At 37.8% G+C, this 17,631-nt stretch carries 14 protein-coding genes; 4 read left to right on the top strand and 10 right to left on the bottom strand.

The features are described 5' to 3' along the window. Positions 1-21: 21 nt before the first annotated feature. Positions 22-723 (bottom strand): propanediol utilization microcompartment protein PduB, encoded by a 702-nt coding sequence (gene pduB / locus ACDF53_RS04615; RefSeq protein ID WP_038124004.1) that lies wholly within the window; start codon positions 721-723, stop codon positions 22-24. Positions 724-1,211: 488 nt separating this feature from the next. On the opposite strand from pduB, the gene ACDF53_RS04610 reads away from it, so the two are divergent. Next, positions 1,212-2,102, top strand: a complete 891-nt coding sequence (locus tag ACDF53_RS04610; protein WP_370815637.1) for a PocR ligand-binding domain-containing protein — start codon at positions 1,212-1,214, stop codon at positions 2,100-2,102. Between the two features lie 104 nt (positions 2,103-2,206). On the opposite strand, the gene ACDF53_RS04605 is transcribed toward ACDF53_RS04610, so the two are convergent. The 7 genes from ACDF53_RS04605 to ACDF53_RS04575 all read right to left on the bottom strand — a co-directional run bounded on the left by ACDF53_RS04605 (position 2,207) and on the right by ACDF53_RS04575 (position 10,587). After that, positions 2,207-3,028 carry a MetQ/NlpA family ABC transporter substrate-binding protein gene (locus ACDF53_RS04605; RefSeq protein WP_060924427.1) on the bottom strand — a complete coding sequence of 274 codons (822 nt, stop codon included), beginning with the start codon at positions 3,026-3,028 and terminating at the stop codon, positions 2,207-2,209. A 369-nt stretch (positions 3,029-3,397) separates the two neighbouring features. Beyond that, complete coding sequence (locus tag ACDF53_RS04600; RefSeq protein ID WP_105085009.1) at positions 3,398-4,711, bottom strand: DUF389 domain-containing protein; 1,314 nt, start codon at positions 4,709-4,711, stop codon at positions 3,398-3,400. A gap of 9 nt (positions 4,712-4,720) precedes the next feature. Continuing rightward, on the bottom strand, positions 4,721-5,758 hold the full coding sequence (locus ACDF53_RS04595) for a nicotinate-nucleotide--dimethylbenzimidazole phosphoribosyltransferase (RefSeq protein ID WP_370815636.1): 1,038 nt from the start codon (positions 5,756-5,758) through the stop codon (positions 4,721-4,723). Between the two features lie 108 nt (positions 5,759-5,866). Beyond that, entirely contained in the window at positions 5,867-6,778 is a 912-nt protein-coding gene (locus ACDF53_RS04590; RefSeq protein WP_370815635.1) for a hypothetical protein, read from the bottom strand. Positions 6,779-6,946: 168 nt separating this feature from the next. Next, complete coding sequence (locus ACDF53_RS04585) at positions 6,947-8,266, bottom strand: dicarboxylate/amino acid:cation symporter (protein WP_105085011.1); 1,320 nt, start codon at positions 8,264-8,266, stop codon at positions 6,947-6,949. Between the two features lie 293 nt (positions 8,267-8,559). Then, positions 8,560-9,390: a hypothetical protein gene (locus ACDF53_RS04580; protein ID WP_370815634.1), complete on the bottom strand. Its 831-nt coding sequence runs from the start codon at positions 9,388-9,390 to the stop codon at positions 8,560-8,562. Between the two features lie 24 nt (positions 9,391-9,414). Continuing rightward, positions 9,415-10,587, bottom strand: coding sequence for an iron-containing alcohol dehydrogenase (locus ACDF53_RS04575; protein WP_370815633.1), 1,173 nt, complete (start codon positions 10,585-10,587; stop codon positions 9,415-9,417). 147 nt (positions 10,588-10,734) lie between these two features. On the opposite strand from ACDF53_RS04575, the gene ACDF53_RS04570 reads away from it, so the two are divergent. Further along, complete coding sequence (locus ACDF53_RS04570) at positions 10,735-12,294, top strand: hypothetical protein (protein WP_370815632.1); 1,560 nt, start codon at positions 10,735-10,737, stop codon at positions 12,292-12,294. Between the two features lie 89 nt (positions 12,295-12,383). Here ACDF53_RS04570 and ACDF53_RS04565 read toward each other — a convergent pair whose 3' ends face one another. Beyond that, a complete protein-coding gene (locus tag ACDF53_RS04565) occupies positions 12,384-12,899 on the bottom strand; it encodes a flavodoxin family protein (RefSeq protein WP_370815631.1) in 516 nt (171 codons plus the stop codon). 429 nt (positions 12,900-13,328) lie between these two features. Here ACDF53_RS04565 and ACDF53_RS04560 point away from each other — a divergent pair, with 429 nt between their 5' ends. After that, complete coding sequence (locus ACDF53_RS04560) at positions 13,329-15,611, top strand: ribonucleoside-diphosphate reductase subunit alpha (protein WP_370815630.1); 2,283 nt, start codon at positions 13,329-13,331, stop codon at positions 15,609-15,611. 199 nt (positions 15,612-15,810) lie between these two features. Beyond that, the gene (locus tag ACDF53_RS04555; RefSeq protein WP_119207085.1) at positions 15,811-16,839 is read left to right on the top strand and encodes a ribonucleotide-diphosphate reductase subunit beta; all 1,029 of its coding nucleotides are present in this window, start codon (positions 15,811-15,813) and stop codon (positions 16,837-16,839) included. A gap of 232 nt (positions 16,840-17,071) precedes the next feature. Here the strand turns inward: ACDF53_RS04555 and ACDF53_RS04550 are convergent, their stop codons facing one another. Then, a complete protein-coding gene (locus tag ACDF53_RS04550) occupies positions 17,072-17,530 on the bottom strand; it encodes a DIP1984 family protein (protein ID WP_119207086.1) in 459 nt (152 codons plus the stop codon). Between the last annotated feature and the right edge of the window lie 101 nt (positions 17,531-17,631).

Below are 17,631 nucleotides of genomic sequence, written 5' to 3'. Positions count from 1 at the left end.
AGGGCATACCATCCTTTCAGATTAGATATAGGAAGGGGCTCCGTTCACTGGTTCGTCACCCATCGTACCGAGCAATTGTTTACCTACTTCACGAGCAGAAATAACCGCTTGTCGTACAGCTCCAGAATCGCCAGAAATCTGTAAAATTACTTCGTTAGAATTACTTGTACCTGCAGAAGGAGATGCATAACCGATTACATCAACGTTTGCAGATTTGACAGCTACATCGGCCATAACTACACCAATAGCTGCTGGAGCACCTACGATAAGACCAAAAGCTTTACCTTCGGGAGCGCCAAATGCTGCATTTACTGCATGACTAGCGCGTGCTGTATATTGAAGTTCAATATGACCAGCATCGTTTGCGTATACATCGCCAAAAGTACGTTCCACTTCAGCTAATGCTACTTCAATAGCTCGTTTTACATCGGATACATCATCACCACCAAAAATGATTAACGAGCCATGGCCTGCGCCACCTTTAGTATCGCGAGGTAATTCAATGCTAACAATTTCAGTATTGGTTGCTTTTACTGCTTCATCAGCAGCCATAATGTGTGGGCCTGCACCAGTACGAGCACCTAAAATACCGATGGAACGATATTTTTTCTTTAGTTTCATCGCATCTAATACTTGTTGATCTACGTTAGCAATTACGAGACCAATAGTATCACCTGTTTTACTAGTCCCTACAAATTCAGTTAATCCACATGTTGTCGCCATAATACCCTCCATACGTATAATGAAAGTATCAAAGTATCTATGTACAGAAAACTATGTTGCGGTATACCAATTTATATTTTTTATCATTTCTTTAATCATTCATATGTATGCAACCCTAAATTCTGTACACCATATATTACTATAGAGCATGCCTTGCTATTCAGTCACAACCCATCGGACTCAATCCTTTCTAAATACATGTACTATAAGGCTTTTATCTACCTTTATTATAAAAATTATTAAATGCAACTTTTTTATGTATATTCGTAAAATGCGATTTTTCTATTACAAAAATACGACAATCCTGTTATACTTATACATATAGAAGCAAGAAATAACGTAATTTTATAGGTATATGAATTTTAGGTGGTATGTCACTTTTCTCTTTTCTCAGGTTTAGAGCCTACCCTTTAGATAGAGAGCAAGTAGAGCTATTTAGCGGTGTGCTTACTAGCCCTCTTAACACATTTGTGATTGGAGGTTTTACCATGATTAGTACGAATGAAGATACTAAGCTTATCAATGAAATCATGCGCGATTTCACAAACATAACAAAGATTGCTGCTATTTTTGTTAATAATCGTGGAAAAGTGTTATCTCAAGAATATAACTTTTCTCCATTTTGTAAGGTCGTAAGGCGCAATCCAGCCTACGCCAAGCGCTGCAATCAATGCGACCTATATGGTGGACTAGATGCTACAAAAGAACTATCATCCTGCCCGTATCGCTGTCACATGGGCCTCATCGATTTCTCTGTTCCGGTTATGAAAGATGGAGCCATTTTAGGATTTATTATGGCAGGTCAAACAAAAACAGAAGATACGACGATCAAACCTATTCTTCCTACCCAAACCGATTGGCATGATGACACCAAACTTCGTGCCTTATATCGGACCTTACCAGTTTTGACAGCCGAACAAATTTACAGTGCTACAAAGGTTTTACGGATTTTGGTTGAACACTACTTCCCATTTAACGATGCCATAGCAGAAGAGATGCCTTATGAACAATTGCCAGACTTTGTGGAGTCTGAACGACCTATTAATCGTCCAGAAATTCGAAAGGCTATGTTATATATAGAAAAAAATCTGAGCAAACGAGTGTCGCTCAGAAGGATTTCGGAACATATTCATTTAAGTGAGTCCTACTTCTCTAAGATTTTTAAAGATGATACGGGACTTTCAGTAGTGCAATATATAACACTATTACGCATACAAGAAGCAAAAAAACTATTAGTATATTCCCAACTAACAGTTAATCAGATCAGTAAAACATTAGGCTATAACAGAACTAGTTATTTCTGTAAAATTTTCAAAATGGCTACCACTGAAACACCACATTCATATCGGAAAAAATATGCAAAACCAATTGATGCATAATATAATAAAAAAGGCGTAACACCAATGGTGTTACGCCTTTTTCGTATCTATAGAGTTTGTCATGAGAAGGTATTGTATCAGATACATATAGTATTAACGATCAATTAGAACGCTGGGATGATAGCTCCCTTGTAGTGTTCTTCGATGAACTTCTTAACTTCTGGAGATTGTAATGCTTTAGCTAATTTTTGGATAGCTGGTTTATTTTCATCACCAGGGTTAACAGAAAGAAGATTTGCATATGGAGAGTCAGCTTTTTCTACGAATAAGCCATCTTTTGTAGGATTAAGACCAGCTGGCAACGCATAGTTAGCATTGATTACTGCTGCATCTAAATCTTGGATAGAACGAGGAATTTGAGCTGCTTCTAACTCAGTAATTTGAATATTTTTAGGGTTGCTAGTTATATCAAATGGTGTGTTAGTCAAACCAGTTGGATCTTTCAATGTTACTAGACCTGCACTTTGCAACAAGAGAAGTGCACGAGCACTATTTGTTGGGTCAGATGGAATTGCTACTTTTGCACCATTTGGCAAGTCTTTCAAGTCTTTAATTTTTTGAGAGTAAATAGCCAATGGTTCAATATGAACTGGTGCAAAGCTTACGAAGTTTGTACCATGATCTTTATTGTAGTTATTTTGGTAAGGTACGTTTGCAAAGAAGTTTGCATCTACTTCATGGCTAGATAGAGCCATATTTGGTTGGATGTAGTCTGTAAATTCAACGATTTGTAAGTCTACACCTTCCTTAGCCAAAATAGGTTTAACTTGTTCTAAAATTTCAGCATGAGGTACAGGATTTGCTGCTACCTTTAATACCTCTTTAGAGCCACTAGAGCTCGCGTTATTTGTGGAAGAGCCACAACCACTAATCAATAAGGACGCACCCAGTACGGCCGTCGCTGCTAATGCTAACCATTTTTTCATGTAATCCTCCTATCTACGATGAAAACCTACATCTCGGACGAGGACTCATACGTATATAACATTTGTAGATATTATAATAAATTTATTTTTCTTATCTTATATCTACATTTGATTATTTAATAATTTCGATGTAGTAAGTATATCAATTTAATTCCTACTCGTATAATAGATTTTATATATGCATTAATATAACTTTAATCTATAGCAAGATAAGAGTAATTACATTTAGCTATGCCAAATACATAAAAACGGTACTAAGCTGATTCCCCGTACTACTAGGTAATATACCTAATAGATTCAATCAAACTTAGTACCGTTATACATATCGCTCTATATAATAAACAATCTAATCAAAATCAAAAAATCAACTTATTGAGTTGACGTTGTTTGCTCCACAGAAATAGTTACAGGTGCTGATAATTTAGCCTCTAACCAAGCTTTTATTCGTTCCGAATCTGCATCAGATACAGTGGATGTGGTATGGATAATTACCATATAGCGACTCGCTTTAGGCTGTTCTAGATTATCTATCAAAGGCATTCCTTCCACTTTGCTTACAAACGGGAACAACGCCTTTGCTTCAGCTTCTGTCGTTTTCATAGTATTTATCGTTTCACTTACTAGTTGATAAGTCGGCTGGTACAGATTACTCAATTTTTTATATGTTTCAAGGTTCTCCGAAGATTGATTCAAACTTGTCTTATCCATAGTAGATTTTTTCTCATCTACGCTATTAACAAATTGGAGTGTATAAGAGTGTAAGTACTTATACTGCTGTAACTTGCCTTCCAACTGGGATTGTTCCTCCGAAGTCACAGGAGCGCCTATAGCTACTATGTCTACTAGCTTATTCGTTCGATCCAATGAATAATCAATCACTTGTCGACGTCCAGCTTGATTAACATCATTCTTAATAAACTGCTCTAAATGATTTGACTCAGAATACTTGATAGTCATATCATAGCCTGCATAAATACTTGGTATAGCCATAATAAGACCAATCACAAGAAATATTAGCTGATTACGACGAATAAGCTCTTTGTCTTGTTTATGGAATGGCAAACTATATACACCCTTTAAAACAATAAAAGTTGCAAAGAAGATGAAGAATGTATTTATAAAGAATAAATAGGCAGCCCCAAAGAAATAGTGCCAATCTCCATTAGCAAGTCCATATCCTGCCGTACATAGTGGTGGCATAAGTGCAGTCGCAATCGCAACCCCTGGGATAACATTATCTAAGGTCTTACGCGTTTGCCCAATAATCCCAGCTAACCCACCAAATATAGCAATAAGTACATCATAAATACTCGGTTCTGTACGCGCTAACAGTTCAGATGTAGCAGTATTAATGGGAGAAATATAAAAATACAAAGCAGACGCCAAAACAGCAATCGTAATCTGTAAGGACAATCTTAAAATAGCACTTTTTGCAACTGTAAAATTAAGCGTAGCGAAGCCATAAGCAGTTGCTAAAATAGGTCCCATCAACGGCGATATAAGCATAGCACCAATAATAACTGCCGTACTATTCATATTCAACCCAATAGAGGCAATAAATATGGAAAGGATCAGGATAACTAAAGCAGGTCCCTTAATCTTAGCCCCACCTATCAGTCTTTTAGCGATAGTTGCATCATCAGCTCGCTCAAAATGTATATCAAAGTATTTATTTATTTTCATTCGTCCTCCTTATAATTTCATCAAATCTGCAAAGGTGCCCACATGTACAAACATATGCTGTGTAGTTTTGAGCATTTGTACCATCAAGATGGCCCCCGTGCCTTCCCCCATCGACATTTGTGCTTGAATAGGAACCATGTCTTGTGTAATATCTAACTCTGCTAAAGCTAGCTCTGTGCCTTTTTCTCGAGAGTTATGAGATGGCAATGCATAATCCTTAACACAATCATTCATATGTACCGCACAAGCTGCTGATACAGCTGTAATAAAGCCATCAATGACAAAGGGCTTTTTAAACTCAACACAAGCGAGCATAGCCCCAAGAATAGCTGCAATATCAAAGCCCCCTACATGGGCTACGATTTTACGAACTCTTTCAACTTCACTGACAGAAACGATACTAGCCTTATGTTTATCTAATACAGCGCGCACAAAATCAATTTTTCGTTTCATCAAATCTGGTTTATTCGGCCAAGAACCGGGTCCTACTGTTTCAGTGGGATCAGCTCCAGTTAAGGCAGACAACACACAGGCAGAAGTCGTCGTATTACCAAGTCCCATTTCACCAAAGGAAAAAAGATTTATCCCTTGCTTTACATAATGTTGTACCCGTTCATAGCCAGCTTGAAAGGCACGATTAAATTCATCCTCAGTCATAGCAGGATGATTTAATATATTCTTTGTCCCCTTTGCGACCTTGCGATTCACTCCGATGCCATCATCTGAGGCAATTCCTACATCCACAACTTCATAAGGAATATTGTTAAAGTTACAAAACTGTGTAGCCGACGAACGACCCAAGAGCATATTACGCGACTGCTTTTGCGTTACCTCATAGTTATAACCTACATAGCCTTCCATATTACAACCATTATCGGCGGAAAATATGATATGCTGTGGTCGAATTTCACCACTAATCTCTCCCCAAGCCGTACAAATCTTGCGGAAATAATCCTCCCACAAGCCTAGACCACCAGGGATTAGGCATTTTGGTTGAAGAAATCTATTTAATTGTTCCTCAATTGGTAATACTGACTTATCTTTCATTCTAATCTCTAGTCTGCACAGAATATGCCAACTAGCCTTCTATTAATTCGATATTATTCTATATAGAAGTATAACACAAATTATATATCTAGTAATATAGGTTTTGTACTAGTACTCATATATACGAATTATCCTCTCATCAGGGAATAATCTATGCTTTTTAGCCTTAAACTCTGGATTGTTATTAGAATCAAAATATTCAATCGTGTTTCTTAACTGCTCATGAGTAAAAGGACTCGTACTTGGATTATATACCAGCTGATTAAATACAGCATACCGTCCATCATATGCAGCAAATAGTAAATTAGATTCCTTATCTGGATTGTATGAATCCACTAACATTCCAGGCAAGCCATTATTCCATACCGCTGAATAAGTAGGATTTTGTAACTCATCAAAGATTCCCCACATACGCCAATATACTTGCAATGTGTGATAGAAATTATACTCTTTATCTACAAGTACTTTGTTTTCTATATCTTTACTATCAGGATGATCTACATCTAAAGGAATAATCTGAATAGAATACCAAATATCTCCTATCTCATACTCTATAAAAATATTGTTATCTAACATATAGAACATCTTCAACTCTGCACCTTTTGGAATGCGGAATGTCATGCCTTTACGAGTAATTGTGTCTGTATATGAATCTATATCCTTTAAACTCTTCTTACAAGGAACCTTCCTTCCCACAGGATACGATAAAAGAGTAGTCTTTTTCTCATCATGAATGAGCTTATCCGTTGAATGATACAATCTGCCCCGAACTAAACTAACTTCTTCAGCATACGTTTTTTCTTCACGTAAATACCCCTTAGCTATGTCCTCTGCCTTCATTCTTTCCAAATGTCTTTGTAAATCAGCTTCAATCTTATCATTAGTTTGTTCACTACTAACGCACTTCTCTTTAGCACTACCAGAAATATCACTTTGAGTAACCTGCTCTTTTGCATGTACTTGTGAAGCCATAAGACTTAGCATTAACAGTGCAGCAATGTATGAATATATTCTTTTCACAATACAACTCCTTAGCTTTATAACAACCACTACAATAAACTTCAATCTCTACTAGTATTGTACCTTTTAATACTTGTAGAGTCATCAAAAAAGGTTATCCCTTACAGGATAACCTTTTATTTGAGTTATATAATTAAGTATTTTCTTAAGTTTAGCTAGTTACTAAAATTAAGCACCTTGGAATTGTGGCATATCGTCCCCACTGGAGTCGTCCAATTTGCCTTGAAGATCATGGTCAACCATAGCACATACAGACGCGTCAGACCATACGTTTTCAGCAGTTTCAATCATGTCGATAATCGTATAGATTGGTAAGATGATACCGAGCAAGCCGATTGGTGCACCGATAGAGCTCATCAAGGACAATGTTAAGAAGTAACAACCCATTGGAACGCCAGCATTACCAATAGCAGCAAGAACAGCAATAAATAACCAAGCAATCATTGTGCCCATCGTCAATTCAATACCTGCATTTTGCATTACGAATAAGGATGTTACAAGGATGAAAGCTGCGCAACCATTCATATTAATTGTTGTACAAATTGGCAATACGAAACGAGCTACTGCAGGGTGAGCTTTCAAATTATCCTCAGCAGACGCCAATGTTACTGGCAATGTTGCAGCAGAGGATTTAGTGAACAACGCAACAGCTACAGCTGGGGACATTTTACGGAATACGTCCACAGGATTCAAGCCACGGAACAACAAGAACAATGGAATTACGATAAAGAATTGTATTAAGTTACCACCGATAACAACAGCAGTATATTTACCTAAAGCACCAACGATTACTCCCGCTTCAATTTGAGCAGATAATTGACCTGCGAAGGCAAGGATACCGATTGGCAATACATAAAGTAATGCTTTAATCAATGTAAATAGTAATTCTTGTAAACCGAACAATACTTTTAATACTGCTTCGCGACCTTCTGTACGAGGCATAAACGCAAAAGCTAAACCAACAGAAGCGGAGATAAACATAACAGATAATACGTTACCTTCCAAATATGGTTTCAAAATATTATTAGGAATAACGGATAAGAAATGATCATAATATGTTACATGACCTAGTTTTTCAGGTACTTGCGCTGCACCAGCACCGATTACATCAAGTGGTAAGTTACCTGGAGCAATCCAAAGGAATAAACCAAGACCAACAGCGGCTGCACAAATTGTTGTTAACAATGTATATGTCACAGCATGACCAAAGATACGTCCTGTATCTTTTTTAGCACCTAGCATAGACAATGTAGTAATTACTGCTAATGATACCGTTGGAATTGCGATGAATTGGAATAAACGTGTAAACACAGCTGCAATAAAATTAAATAATTCATTTAACGCTGGAATATGTTGCCAACCTAAAATAGCACCGATAATAAGTGCACCCATCCATAAAATGAACTGACGTAATTTACCTTGCCCACGACTTTTTAAAGTAATCTCTTGAGCTAAGGTATCTACGTTTTTGTTATTTTGATCTGCCATAAAAACACCTCTCTAAAAATTAAACTACTTGAGACAAAAAAAAGAAATCCCAACCCTAGGGCTGGGATTGTTGATACATCCTAGTCTCTTTAAATCATATTATAAAGATATGTTTTAATGCTGTCAATTCCAATACTTGAATACATTAGAATATATTCAAGTATTGTTCCAAATTTTATATACAAACTCTGCCCAACTCTAATGATACATATCTATATCTACAGTAATCATTCGCGTTCGTTCCGGATTAAACACTGTCGCATTTACGTTCTCCACAACAATACCTACTCAAATTACTTAGATTGATAAAACACAGCCCGTGTCCCATCATTACTGATCAAAAGTTCCACGAAATGAGGTCTTTTAGTATTACCATCATCTACAAACACATATAATCTATGATTTCGAGTAGAGTTATATGTATCTTTAACTACAGTTTTTGTCTCTTTTCGAGGTGCAAAGCGTAACCACTCTATAAAATTTCGTTGTGGTAAGTTCAGAGGTTCTTCCTCGATGCTCTCTATAACGTTATAGCTATTGGGATGAGATATAAAACGCTTTTTCTCCCCAGTGTCTAAATCACGCAATACACCATCCGCATCAATTTGCGCTGTATAGGTAGCATTTTGCTTAGCTATCATTTCATACTGTGAGATTACTTTAGGGTCTCCCTCTAATACAGTATATCTCGTAGGATATGCATTTGCCCAAACTAAGCTATCACCAGATGCAGAAGCTCTGAGAACCCCTTCTGGAAGCTCCTTTGGACGCTTTAAGCCTTCCGGTAATTCATCATTATTAGGCCAGCCCCGTTTCCAATCCATTGTGCTAAACTCAAAACCATCCATTTGATCATGAGTCGTTTGAGTATCATACTTAACCCAATCAGCTACGAGCCAAGATATGCTAAGGGTTATGACAATAAACAACCCACAAGCCAATCGGCTATGAGCACTTTCAGATATGGACTGTTTCTTAAAGCGCCTATATTGCAGTAACAAACTCAATACTATAGCTATACCAAAAACAATGTATGTAATAGGCGCTAAATTAAATAAGATTGCTACAATTACAAACAACACGCATAGCATAACCGTTAATAGGCCATAAAATCCTTGGAACAAAACTCTCTCCTATAATGACAACACTTAGAACATTTTCTTATACAACGCTTCAATATCTTCACGGCTTATTTCAGCCACTGTATTAGCTATATTGCCTGTAGCCACAACGTATACGTTATCTACAAGCCAAGGAATGTCTTTTTTCGTAAAACCTAGTTCTGTAAGATTCGTTGTCAAATCTAATTCGTGCACAATTAAACGTAAGGCTTCACCTAGTTCAGAGCCATCGCCGTGGTTAAAGATACGAGCTAATGCGCCGAATTTATCAGGGTTAGCACTCCAAGTGTATTCCACTACAACAGGTTCAATAACGGCAAGGCCCACGCCGTGTGTAATATCTTTAAGACCACTGGCAGGGTGTTCCATACCATGAGCCAAGGTTACACCTGCCGTATTGATTACCATACCGCCAATTGTACTGGCAAGGGTTACTGATTCCCAAGCTTTTGTGAGTTGTTTTTCGCTCAGAACTTCAGGTTTACCATCTGCAACGGCTTTCACATGTTTATATAGAGGTACGAGGTATTGCGCCAATAGCATGACTGCATAGTGAGACAAAGCATCTGTAAAAGGTTGCGCCGTTTTAGAGGTATAGGCTTCGATGTTGTGGCATAGTGCGTCAAAGCCAACAGACGCCAATACATGAGGTGGCATTGTACCCATTACGGCAGGATCTACGATGGATACCTTTGGAACAATAGCATTACAACGCAAAGATTTCTTATCCCCTGTTTCAGGATTGGTAAGCACCCCAAAGCCATTACCTTCAGAGCCGGTACCACAAGTCGTGGGAATAACAATAAGAGGCAGCGCATTATCACTTGTTTTACGGTTGAAAATATAGTCGTTAATATCGCCTTCATTCACCGCCATAAAGGCAATCCCTTTGGCACAGTCCATGATGGAACCACCGCCGATAGCAATAACCATATCACAGTCTTCAGATTTAGCTAACGCAGCGCCGTCTAAGGCAGTTGTGGTCAATGGATTGGCATCTACTTGATCAAACAATACATGACCGATATGAGCTGCATCAAGCTTTGCTACCACCCGGTCATATAAACCAGATTTTTTAGCACTAGTACGACCAGTTACAATAAGTGCTTTCTTGCCATACGGTGCAGCAAAATCAGCAATATTATCTACTTTATTCCAACCAAATTGGATGTTTACAGGTAAAAAATAAGAGAATTCCATGTGACAACCTCTTTTCTTTGAAAACTAGTTCTTAGTGTTATTGTAAAGGATATTTAAAAGCATGTAAAACCTCATAGGGCTTTCACCAGAAAACAGGTATACTAATAATAAGAGGGGGTATTTATATTTATAGAGGGAGAGACATCTATGAAATTTGCCATTAAACATTTATGGTCTTCGCTGCGGGACCTAGCAATGCAGTCGCCTATATTACTGGTATTGATTGCCGTATTTTCCTGTACACCGTTGTATATTGAACAAGATTGGTTTTCCGAAATCGATCTTAAGCTATACTCACTGTATTTCTTTATCGTTATATTACAAAGCTATATAACAAGGGCACGAAAGTTTTCCATAATATATACCTTAGTAAGTATCGGAATCAGCGTTGGCCTTTATATGATTCACGAAACCTATGGCTATGTGCGGGGCATTGAGATAGCCACGGAAAATATATCGTACCTATGGCTGTACTCCATGATTGCCTTGTATTTCACATCGCCTGGTGAATACTACATCGGTGAAATCATTAATCGCATCAAACGGATTGGCATCACCCTTGTTACGTCTACTTTATATAACATTGTTATCATCATGAGTTTATGGTTCTTCTTCATTATCATTGACCAACCATTCAACATTGAAGAAACTATTTTTAAGGTGCTTGCATCCATTAACATATTCATTTGTTTATCTATGGTATGTTCTTACAAAGAGGATCCAGCGGGTCCGCCAGCACCAAGTAAATTCTTTACCGTTGTGTTCGGCATTATCTTGCCAAAGGCGTCCATTATTACAGGCATTCTAGCTAACATCTATTTAGTCTTGATCCTGTTAGGGCTTCGAGAGGATACGCGTTTCTTCTACACCTACTATCCGTATGTAGCCATTTTCTACCTATTCTACTTGGCTAGCTTTAGATCGAGTGAAAGCAGCAGAACACAGCAAATCCTGTGCTTCTTGTTCATTACGTTAACTACATTGTGCTTAGCCCTTATCGGTAAGCGTGTTATTAATGAACCAATCCTCTGGCTCAATACAATTTACGTAAGTGCATTCAATCTAATCTTCTTAGTACACAATGTATATTCTCTGGTGAAAGGTTTAAAACCTTCTGTACACACAACCGTTATGGCTCTAGCCTTAGGTGCTGTCCTTTTGACGCCATTCATAGGCTATACAACATATCGTGAATTTGTGACCTATACTAAAGTCGATGGCGAATGGCATGCAAGCCTACCAATAGCTGCTACCTTTGACCCTAACTTCACGGACTATGGCACACCATATGTCCCTGTAGATGATTTAAAACTGCCAGATACCAACCCAACAAACGGCAGACGCGTTGAATATATTAATTTTGATGCTTTGTCTGCACCAAAGGTTATTTCTATTGCAGGCTACGATAAATACATTGAAAACATTGAATTAATAGTCTATGAAAAAGACCTTAAGGAATACGAAGTAGAATCTGCCAACTTCGACTCCATCTCCTTCAAGTTCCTCAACAAAGGCCTTGATTTAGAGGTGTCTCTACCAAATGGTGTGACAGAGGTGCATCATATTTATGATAAGTTCCTTACCGTCGATAAAACAGCCATCGATCCTGTCATTATAGAAGGCAATGGATATAAGCTATTGATTACGTCGTACTTCATAAACCAATTCGATACACGTAAACTTAAATTTAATGTGCTGTATAATTAAATTAAAAGTATGATAAATACGATATAGACTTAGTACCCTATTGTAATATTACAAAAGCAGTACCCCGTAAGGGGTACTGCTTTTATTCATTAATTAAGCTTTGTAAAAATATCTTTAGCAAATTCTTGTGCCGCTTTACAATCGTCTTCATTTGGATGTACTGCAGCTTGTTTGTGTCGTGCATCTCTATCAGCTGATTGGCCATGGCTATGTCCCTTAGGGAACATTTTATACATCATTTCGATAACCTTAGGGTCTACCTTACCTTGGCAGATAAATGTTCCAACCGGCTCTATACCATCGGGTAAACAGTTCGCCGCATTGATGAGACTTTCCTTAGCATGTGCCATTTGCGGTGGCACACCAGCTGTGGCAAACAAAGCAATGTGAGGATTATGTAATGTAGCGAGTACATCACGAGCCTCTTTATTGGCTGTTCCTTTATCCACCCAAAAGCCTGCAAACACAAGATCATAGGATGCTATATCGGAAGGCAATTCTTTCATGGATACACATGGTGTACCTGCTGGCAATACACTAGTAATAGCCTCTGCCACTTGTTTCGTATTTCCCGTAAGGGAAGAATATATAACAATAGACTTCATGTCTTACCTCCTATTTACTATATATCTATTATAGGACATATATAACATGCTTTTAATAAAATAAATCACAATAGTATATAGAACGAAATTTGATTTACTAACATATACAATTTTAATATTCTCAAAAGAGATATATCATTCAAAATCATCATATATGTGTCTTATATAGTACTTTCTAGCATTTACAACTATATCGATAAATTTAAGCATACTAGATTCATAAATTTCTAAATGTCAATATTGAATGTATAGAATTTTTTCGCTATAATCGTAACATAATGTATAAGCTTAATAAGAAAACTACCATATATTGTAGTTTTCTTATTTTTCTGATTAGACTTAACTTAAAGATATTTTATACTTTTTGGTCTAATCTTATATATGCTTAATTAACAGTTTTATCGATTTTAGTACTCAAGGGGAACAGTAATGGAGATTATGATCAAGAAACGGGATGGCCATTTCGAGCCGTTGTCCGTTGAAAAAACGAAACGCATGATTGCCTTCGCATGTTTGGGGTTAGATTCTTGTGATCCACTAGAATTAGAAATGGATGCGAAGTTACAATTCGTTGATGGTATGACTACTAAAGAGATTCAAAAAACTTTAGTACAAACAGCCATTGAAAAAGTTATCTCTAAAAAAGACGACGGTTTTGGCAACCAAGTTAATAAAATGAACCAAGATTGGCAGTTCGTAGCGGCTCGCCTCTTCTTGTTCGATCTCTATAAAGAAGCTGCTATCACTCGCCGTTATAAAGCATTCGGCTACGGTAACTTCCCAAATCTTGTACATATGCTTGTGGAACAAAAAAAATACGCAGACTTCTTCGTTACTGAATATACACCTGACGAACTACAAGAATTGGGCGACTATATCAAACCTAAACGAGACTACCTCTTCAACTATGAAGGTCTTAAATTGTTGGCTGACCGTTACTTGGTAAAAGGCTTCAACAAAGAAATCTACGAATTGCCTCAAGAACGTTTCATGGCTATCGCTATGCACTTGGCATTGGTAGAGGGTGAAAACAAAGTAGAATACGCTAAGAAATTCTACGATTTGATGAGCCAATTAAAAATGACAACTGCTACACCTACATTGGCAAATGCGGGTACACCATTCCATCAATTGTCCTCTTGCTTCATCTCTGGTGTAGATGACAACTTATGGTCCATTTACGATGTAAATAGCAAGTTCTCTCGCGTATCTAAACACGGTGGTGCTCTTGGTATCTACCTTGGTAAAGTTCGTGCATTGAACTCCGATATCCGCGGTTTCAAAAACTCCTCTGGTGGCGTTATTCCTTGGATCCGTTTGTACAACGATACAGCAGTTGCCGTAGACCAACTAGGTAAACGTAAGGGCGGCGCTACAGTAACACTCGACATTTGGCACAAAGACTTCTACGAATTCGTAGAACTTCGTACAAACAATGGTGACGATCGTCGTAAAGCGCATGATATCTTCCCTGCTATCTCCGTTCCAAACCTCTTCATGGAACGTATGATTGCTCGTGAAAACTTCACACTATTCGATCCTCATGAAATCTTAGCGGTAAAAGGCTACGCTTTGGAAGACTACTACGACACTGATGATAATAAAGAGTTCACAAAACGTTACCTTGAATGTGAACAAGATCCTAACTTACACGGCATCGAAGTGCCAGCATTAGACATGATGAAAAAAATCATGCGCTCCGCTGTTGAAACTGGTACACCATTCATCTTCTTCCGCGATACAGTAAACGCTGCAAACCCTAACAAACATGCAGGTATGATTTACGCATCCAACTTGTGCCACGAAATCGCACAAAACGTTGGCTTCACAAACCTTGCTGAAGAAATCATCAACGAAGATGGTACGATTACTACTAAAACAAATACAGGTGACATGGTTACATGTAACTTGAACTCCATCAGTCTTGGCCGTATTACTGATGAAGAATTAGAAGAAAATATTGCTCTTCAAATTCGTATGTTAGATAACGTTATCTCCATCAACCAAGCACCAGTGCCAGAGTCTCGTATGACATCTGATAAATACCGTGCTATCGGTCTTGGTACGTCTGGTTACCACCACTACCTCGTAAATCACGATATCCAATGGGAATCCGATGAGCATATCGAAGTAGCGGACAAATTGTTCGAAAACATCGCTTACTATGCCATCAAAGCCTCCATGGAATTGGCGAAAGAAAAAGGTGCATACCCTGCATTCAAAGGTTCCGAATGGGAAACTGGTGAATACTTCACACGCCGTGGCTACATATCCGATCGTTGGAAACAATTAGCTGCAGATGTTGCTAAATACGGTATCCGTAATGGTTACTTGATGGCCGTAGCTCCAACTGGTTCTACTTCCAACATTGCAAATACAACAGCTGGTATCGACCCTATCTTCAAAAAATTCTTCATCGAAGAAAAGAAAGGTTCTTTCACACCAAAAACTGCACCAGATTTGAACAACAAAACATTCTGGCTCTACAAAGAGGCGCATACAATCGACCAACAATGGTCCATCAAAGCTTGTGGCGTCCGTCAACGTCATATTGACCAAGCACAATCTTTCAACTTGTACATTACACCTCAAATGAAAGCGAAAGAAATTCTCGACCTTTATATTGAGGCGTACAAACAAGGTATTAAAACAATCTACTACATCCGTAACCAATCCCTTGAAATGGATGAGTGCACTAGCTGCTCCTCCTAATCCGAGGCAGATATACTCTACCTTATATAATAAAATGTAGGTCATGGTAAAAGTTAAAAATATCATTGCTATATTTTATAAAAACTATACACTATAAGTAGAGAGCACTAAACATGTGAAAGATACTTTCACCAATATTATAAATCTGATGACGACCTATAGCAGTATAGGTCGCATCGTTGTATAAAGGAGTCCTACTATGGATAAAAAACTGATCTTTAACGAACATGGTGAACGTGGCACGCAATCTATGATTGGTGGCAATACTACAAACCTTCGCGAATGGAACCGTATCAAGTACGACTGGGCTAACCAAATGTACCGTACAATGCTCAACAACTTCTGGATTCCTGAAGAAATTTCCTTGAACGAAGACGTTAAGCAATTCCCATACTTAACAGATTACGAACGCCGTGCATTTGACAAAATCATTGCGTTCTTGAACTTCCTTGATTCCATTCAATCTGAAAACTTGCCTAACTTGAGCCGCTATATTACAGCATCTGAAGTGGCATCCTTATTGAATATCCAAGCATTCCAAGAAGAAATTCACGCTCAAAGTTATTCTTACATTTTGGACACTGTAACAAACCCTATTACACGTGACAAAATTTATGACGAATGGCGTACAGATAAAACATTGCTTGAACGTAACCGTTTCATCGCCGATGCATACCAACGTTTCAGCGACGATTCTAGCGAAGCAAACCTTATTCATACAATCATTGCGAACTATATCCTAGAAGGTATTTATTTCTACTCTGGCTTTAGCTTCTTCTACACATTGGCACGCCAAGGTAAAATGACAGCTACATCCACAATCTTCAAATACATCAACCGCGACGAAGTAACTCATCTTGTATTGTTCCAAAACATCATCCGCGAGTTACGCCGTGAACGCCCTGACTTGTTCACACCTGAACTAGAAGCGAAAATTACTGACATGATTCGCCAAGGTGCGGAGAATGAAATCGCTTGGGGTCAATATATCACTGATGATAAAATCCTCGGCCTTAACAACGTTCTTATCGAACGCTATATCAAATACCTTGCAAACATCCGCTTAGAAGCAATCGGCTTACCTCATTTATATCCTGAAATCAAGGAAAATCCTATGGAATGGATCGAAAGCTTCTCCAATTTGAATAGCACAAAAACTGACTTCTTCGAAGCCAAAGTTACAAACTATACAAAAGCAGCAGCATTTGATTTCGATGACTTAGAATAAAAAAAGGATGCTTTCACAGAAAACTGTGAAAGCATCCTTTTTTAGTCCCCAACGCCACCCTCATCAAAATAGTTGACACATGGTAATACATTATAAAAAATAACCATACATTTATACCCGATAAGGGCCTACACGATACATATCATCAACGCCCCGTACATGTAATGTCATCTTTTTACGAATTAAGCAATCGTGGCTTTGTATCCACCCTATCTTGATTACCAACTTGTAATTAGTACTCTATTAAATCAACAGTCCAGTTAGTGGATTGTAATAAGTTATCTAATGTGCGAATCTCCTTAGATATTTTATCTGCTGTTTTTTGTAATTCACTAACATTTACAGTTGCTATCATTTTAATTTCTGATCCACGAGCCCTATAATTGATAGCACTCGCACTATCTGCTAACGCACGATATGCAGAAAGCCGCATAATAGCACCTTCTTTTTCCGCTATAATTTGCGTTAAAGAGCGGCCTTCAACAATAGTTGTACAGTTAGTGAGATTAATATCTTTAATGAGTTGTTGAAATCTTGCAATTGCCGCTTCTAATTCTTGCATCAATACTTTAGGGTCTTCATTAGGTATTTCCCCTTCTTGTACTAAACTATTTTGATTTAAACGACCTCGCAAATCACTAATTTTCTTATTTAAATCAGCTCGTTCTTGTAATGCCTCTGCTAATTTCATAATTTTTCACCTCACAACAAACAATATATCAACTTACCTATTAACTATTACGTATCATATAGGAATTGATTTTATAGAAGTATCTACTTGTTTTTATAGTA

The sequence above is a fragment of the Veillonella sp. genome (genome assembly GCF_041333735.1).
GTDB lineage: Bacteria > Bacillota > Negativicutes > Veillonellales > Veillonellaceae > Veillonella.
The sequence above is the reverse complement of the archived record's forward strand: the minus strand, read 5'-3'. Positions and strand labels throughout refer to the sequence as shown.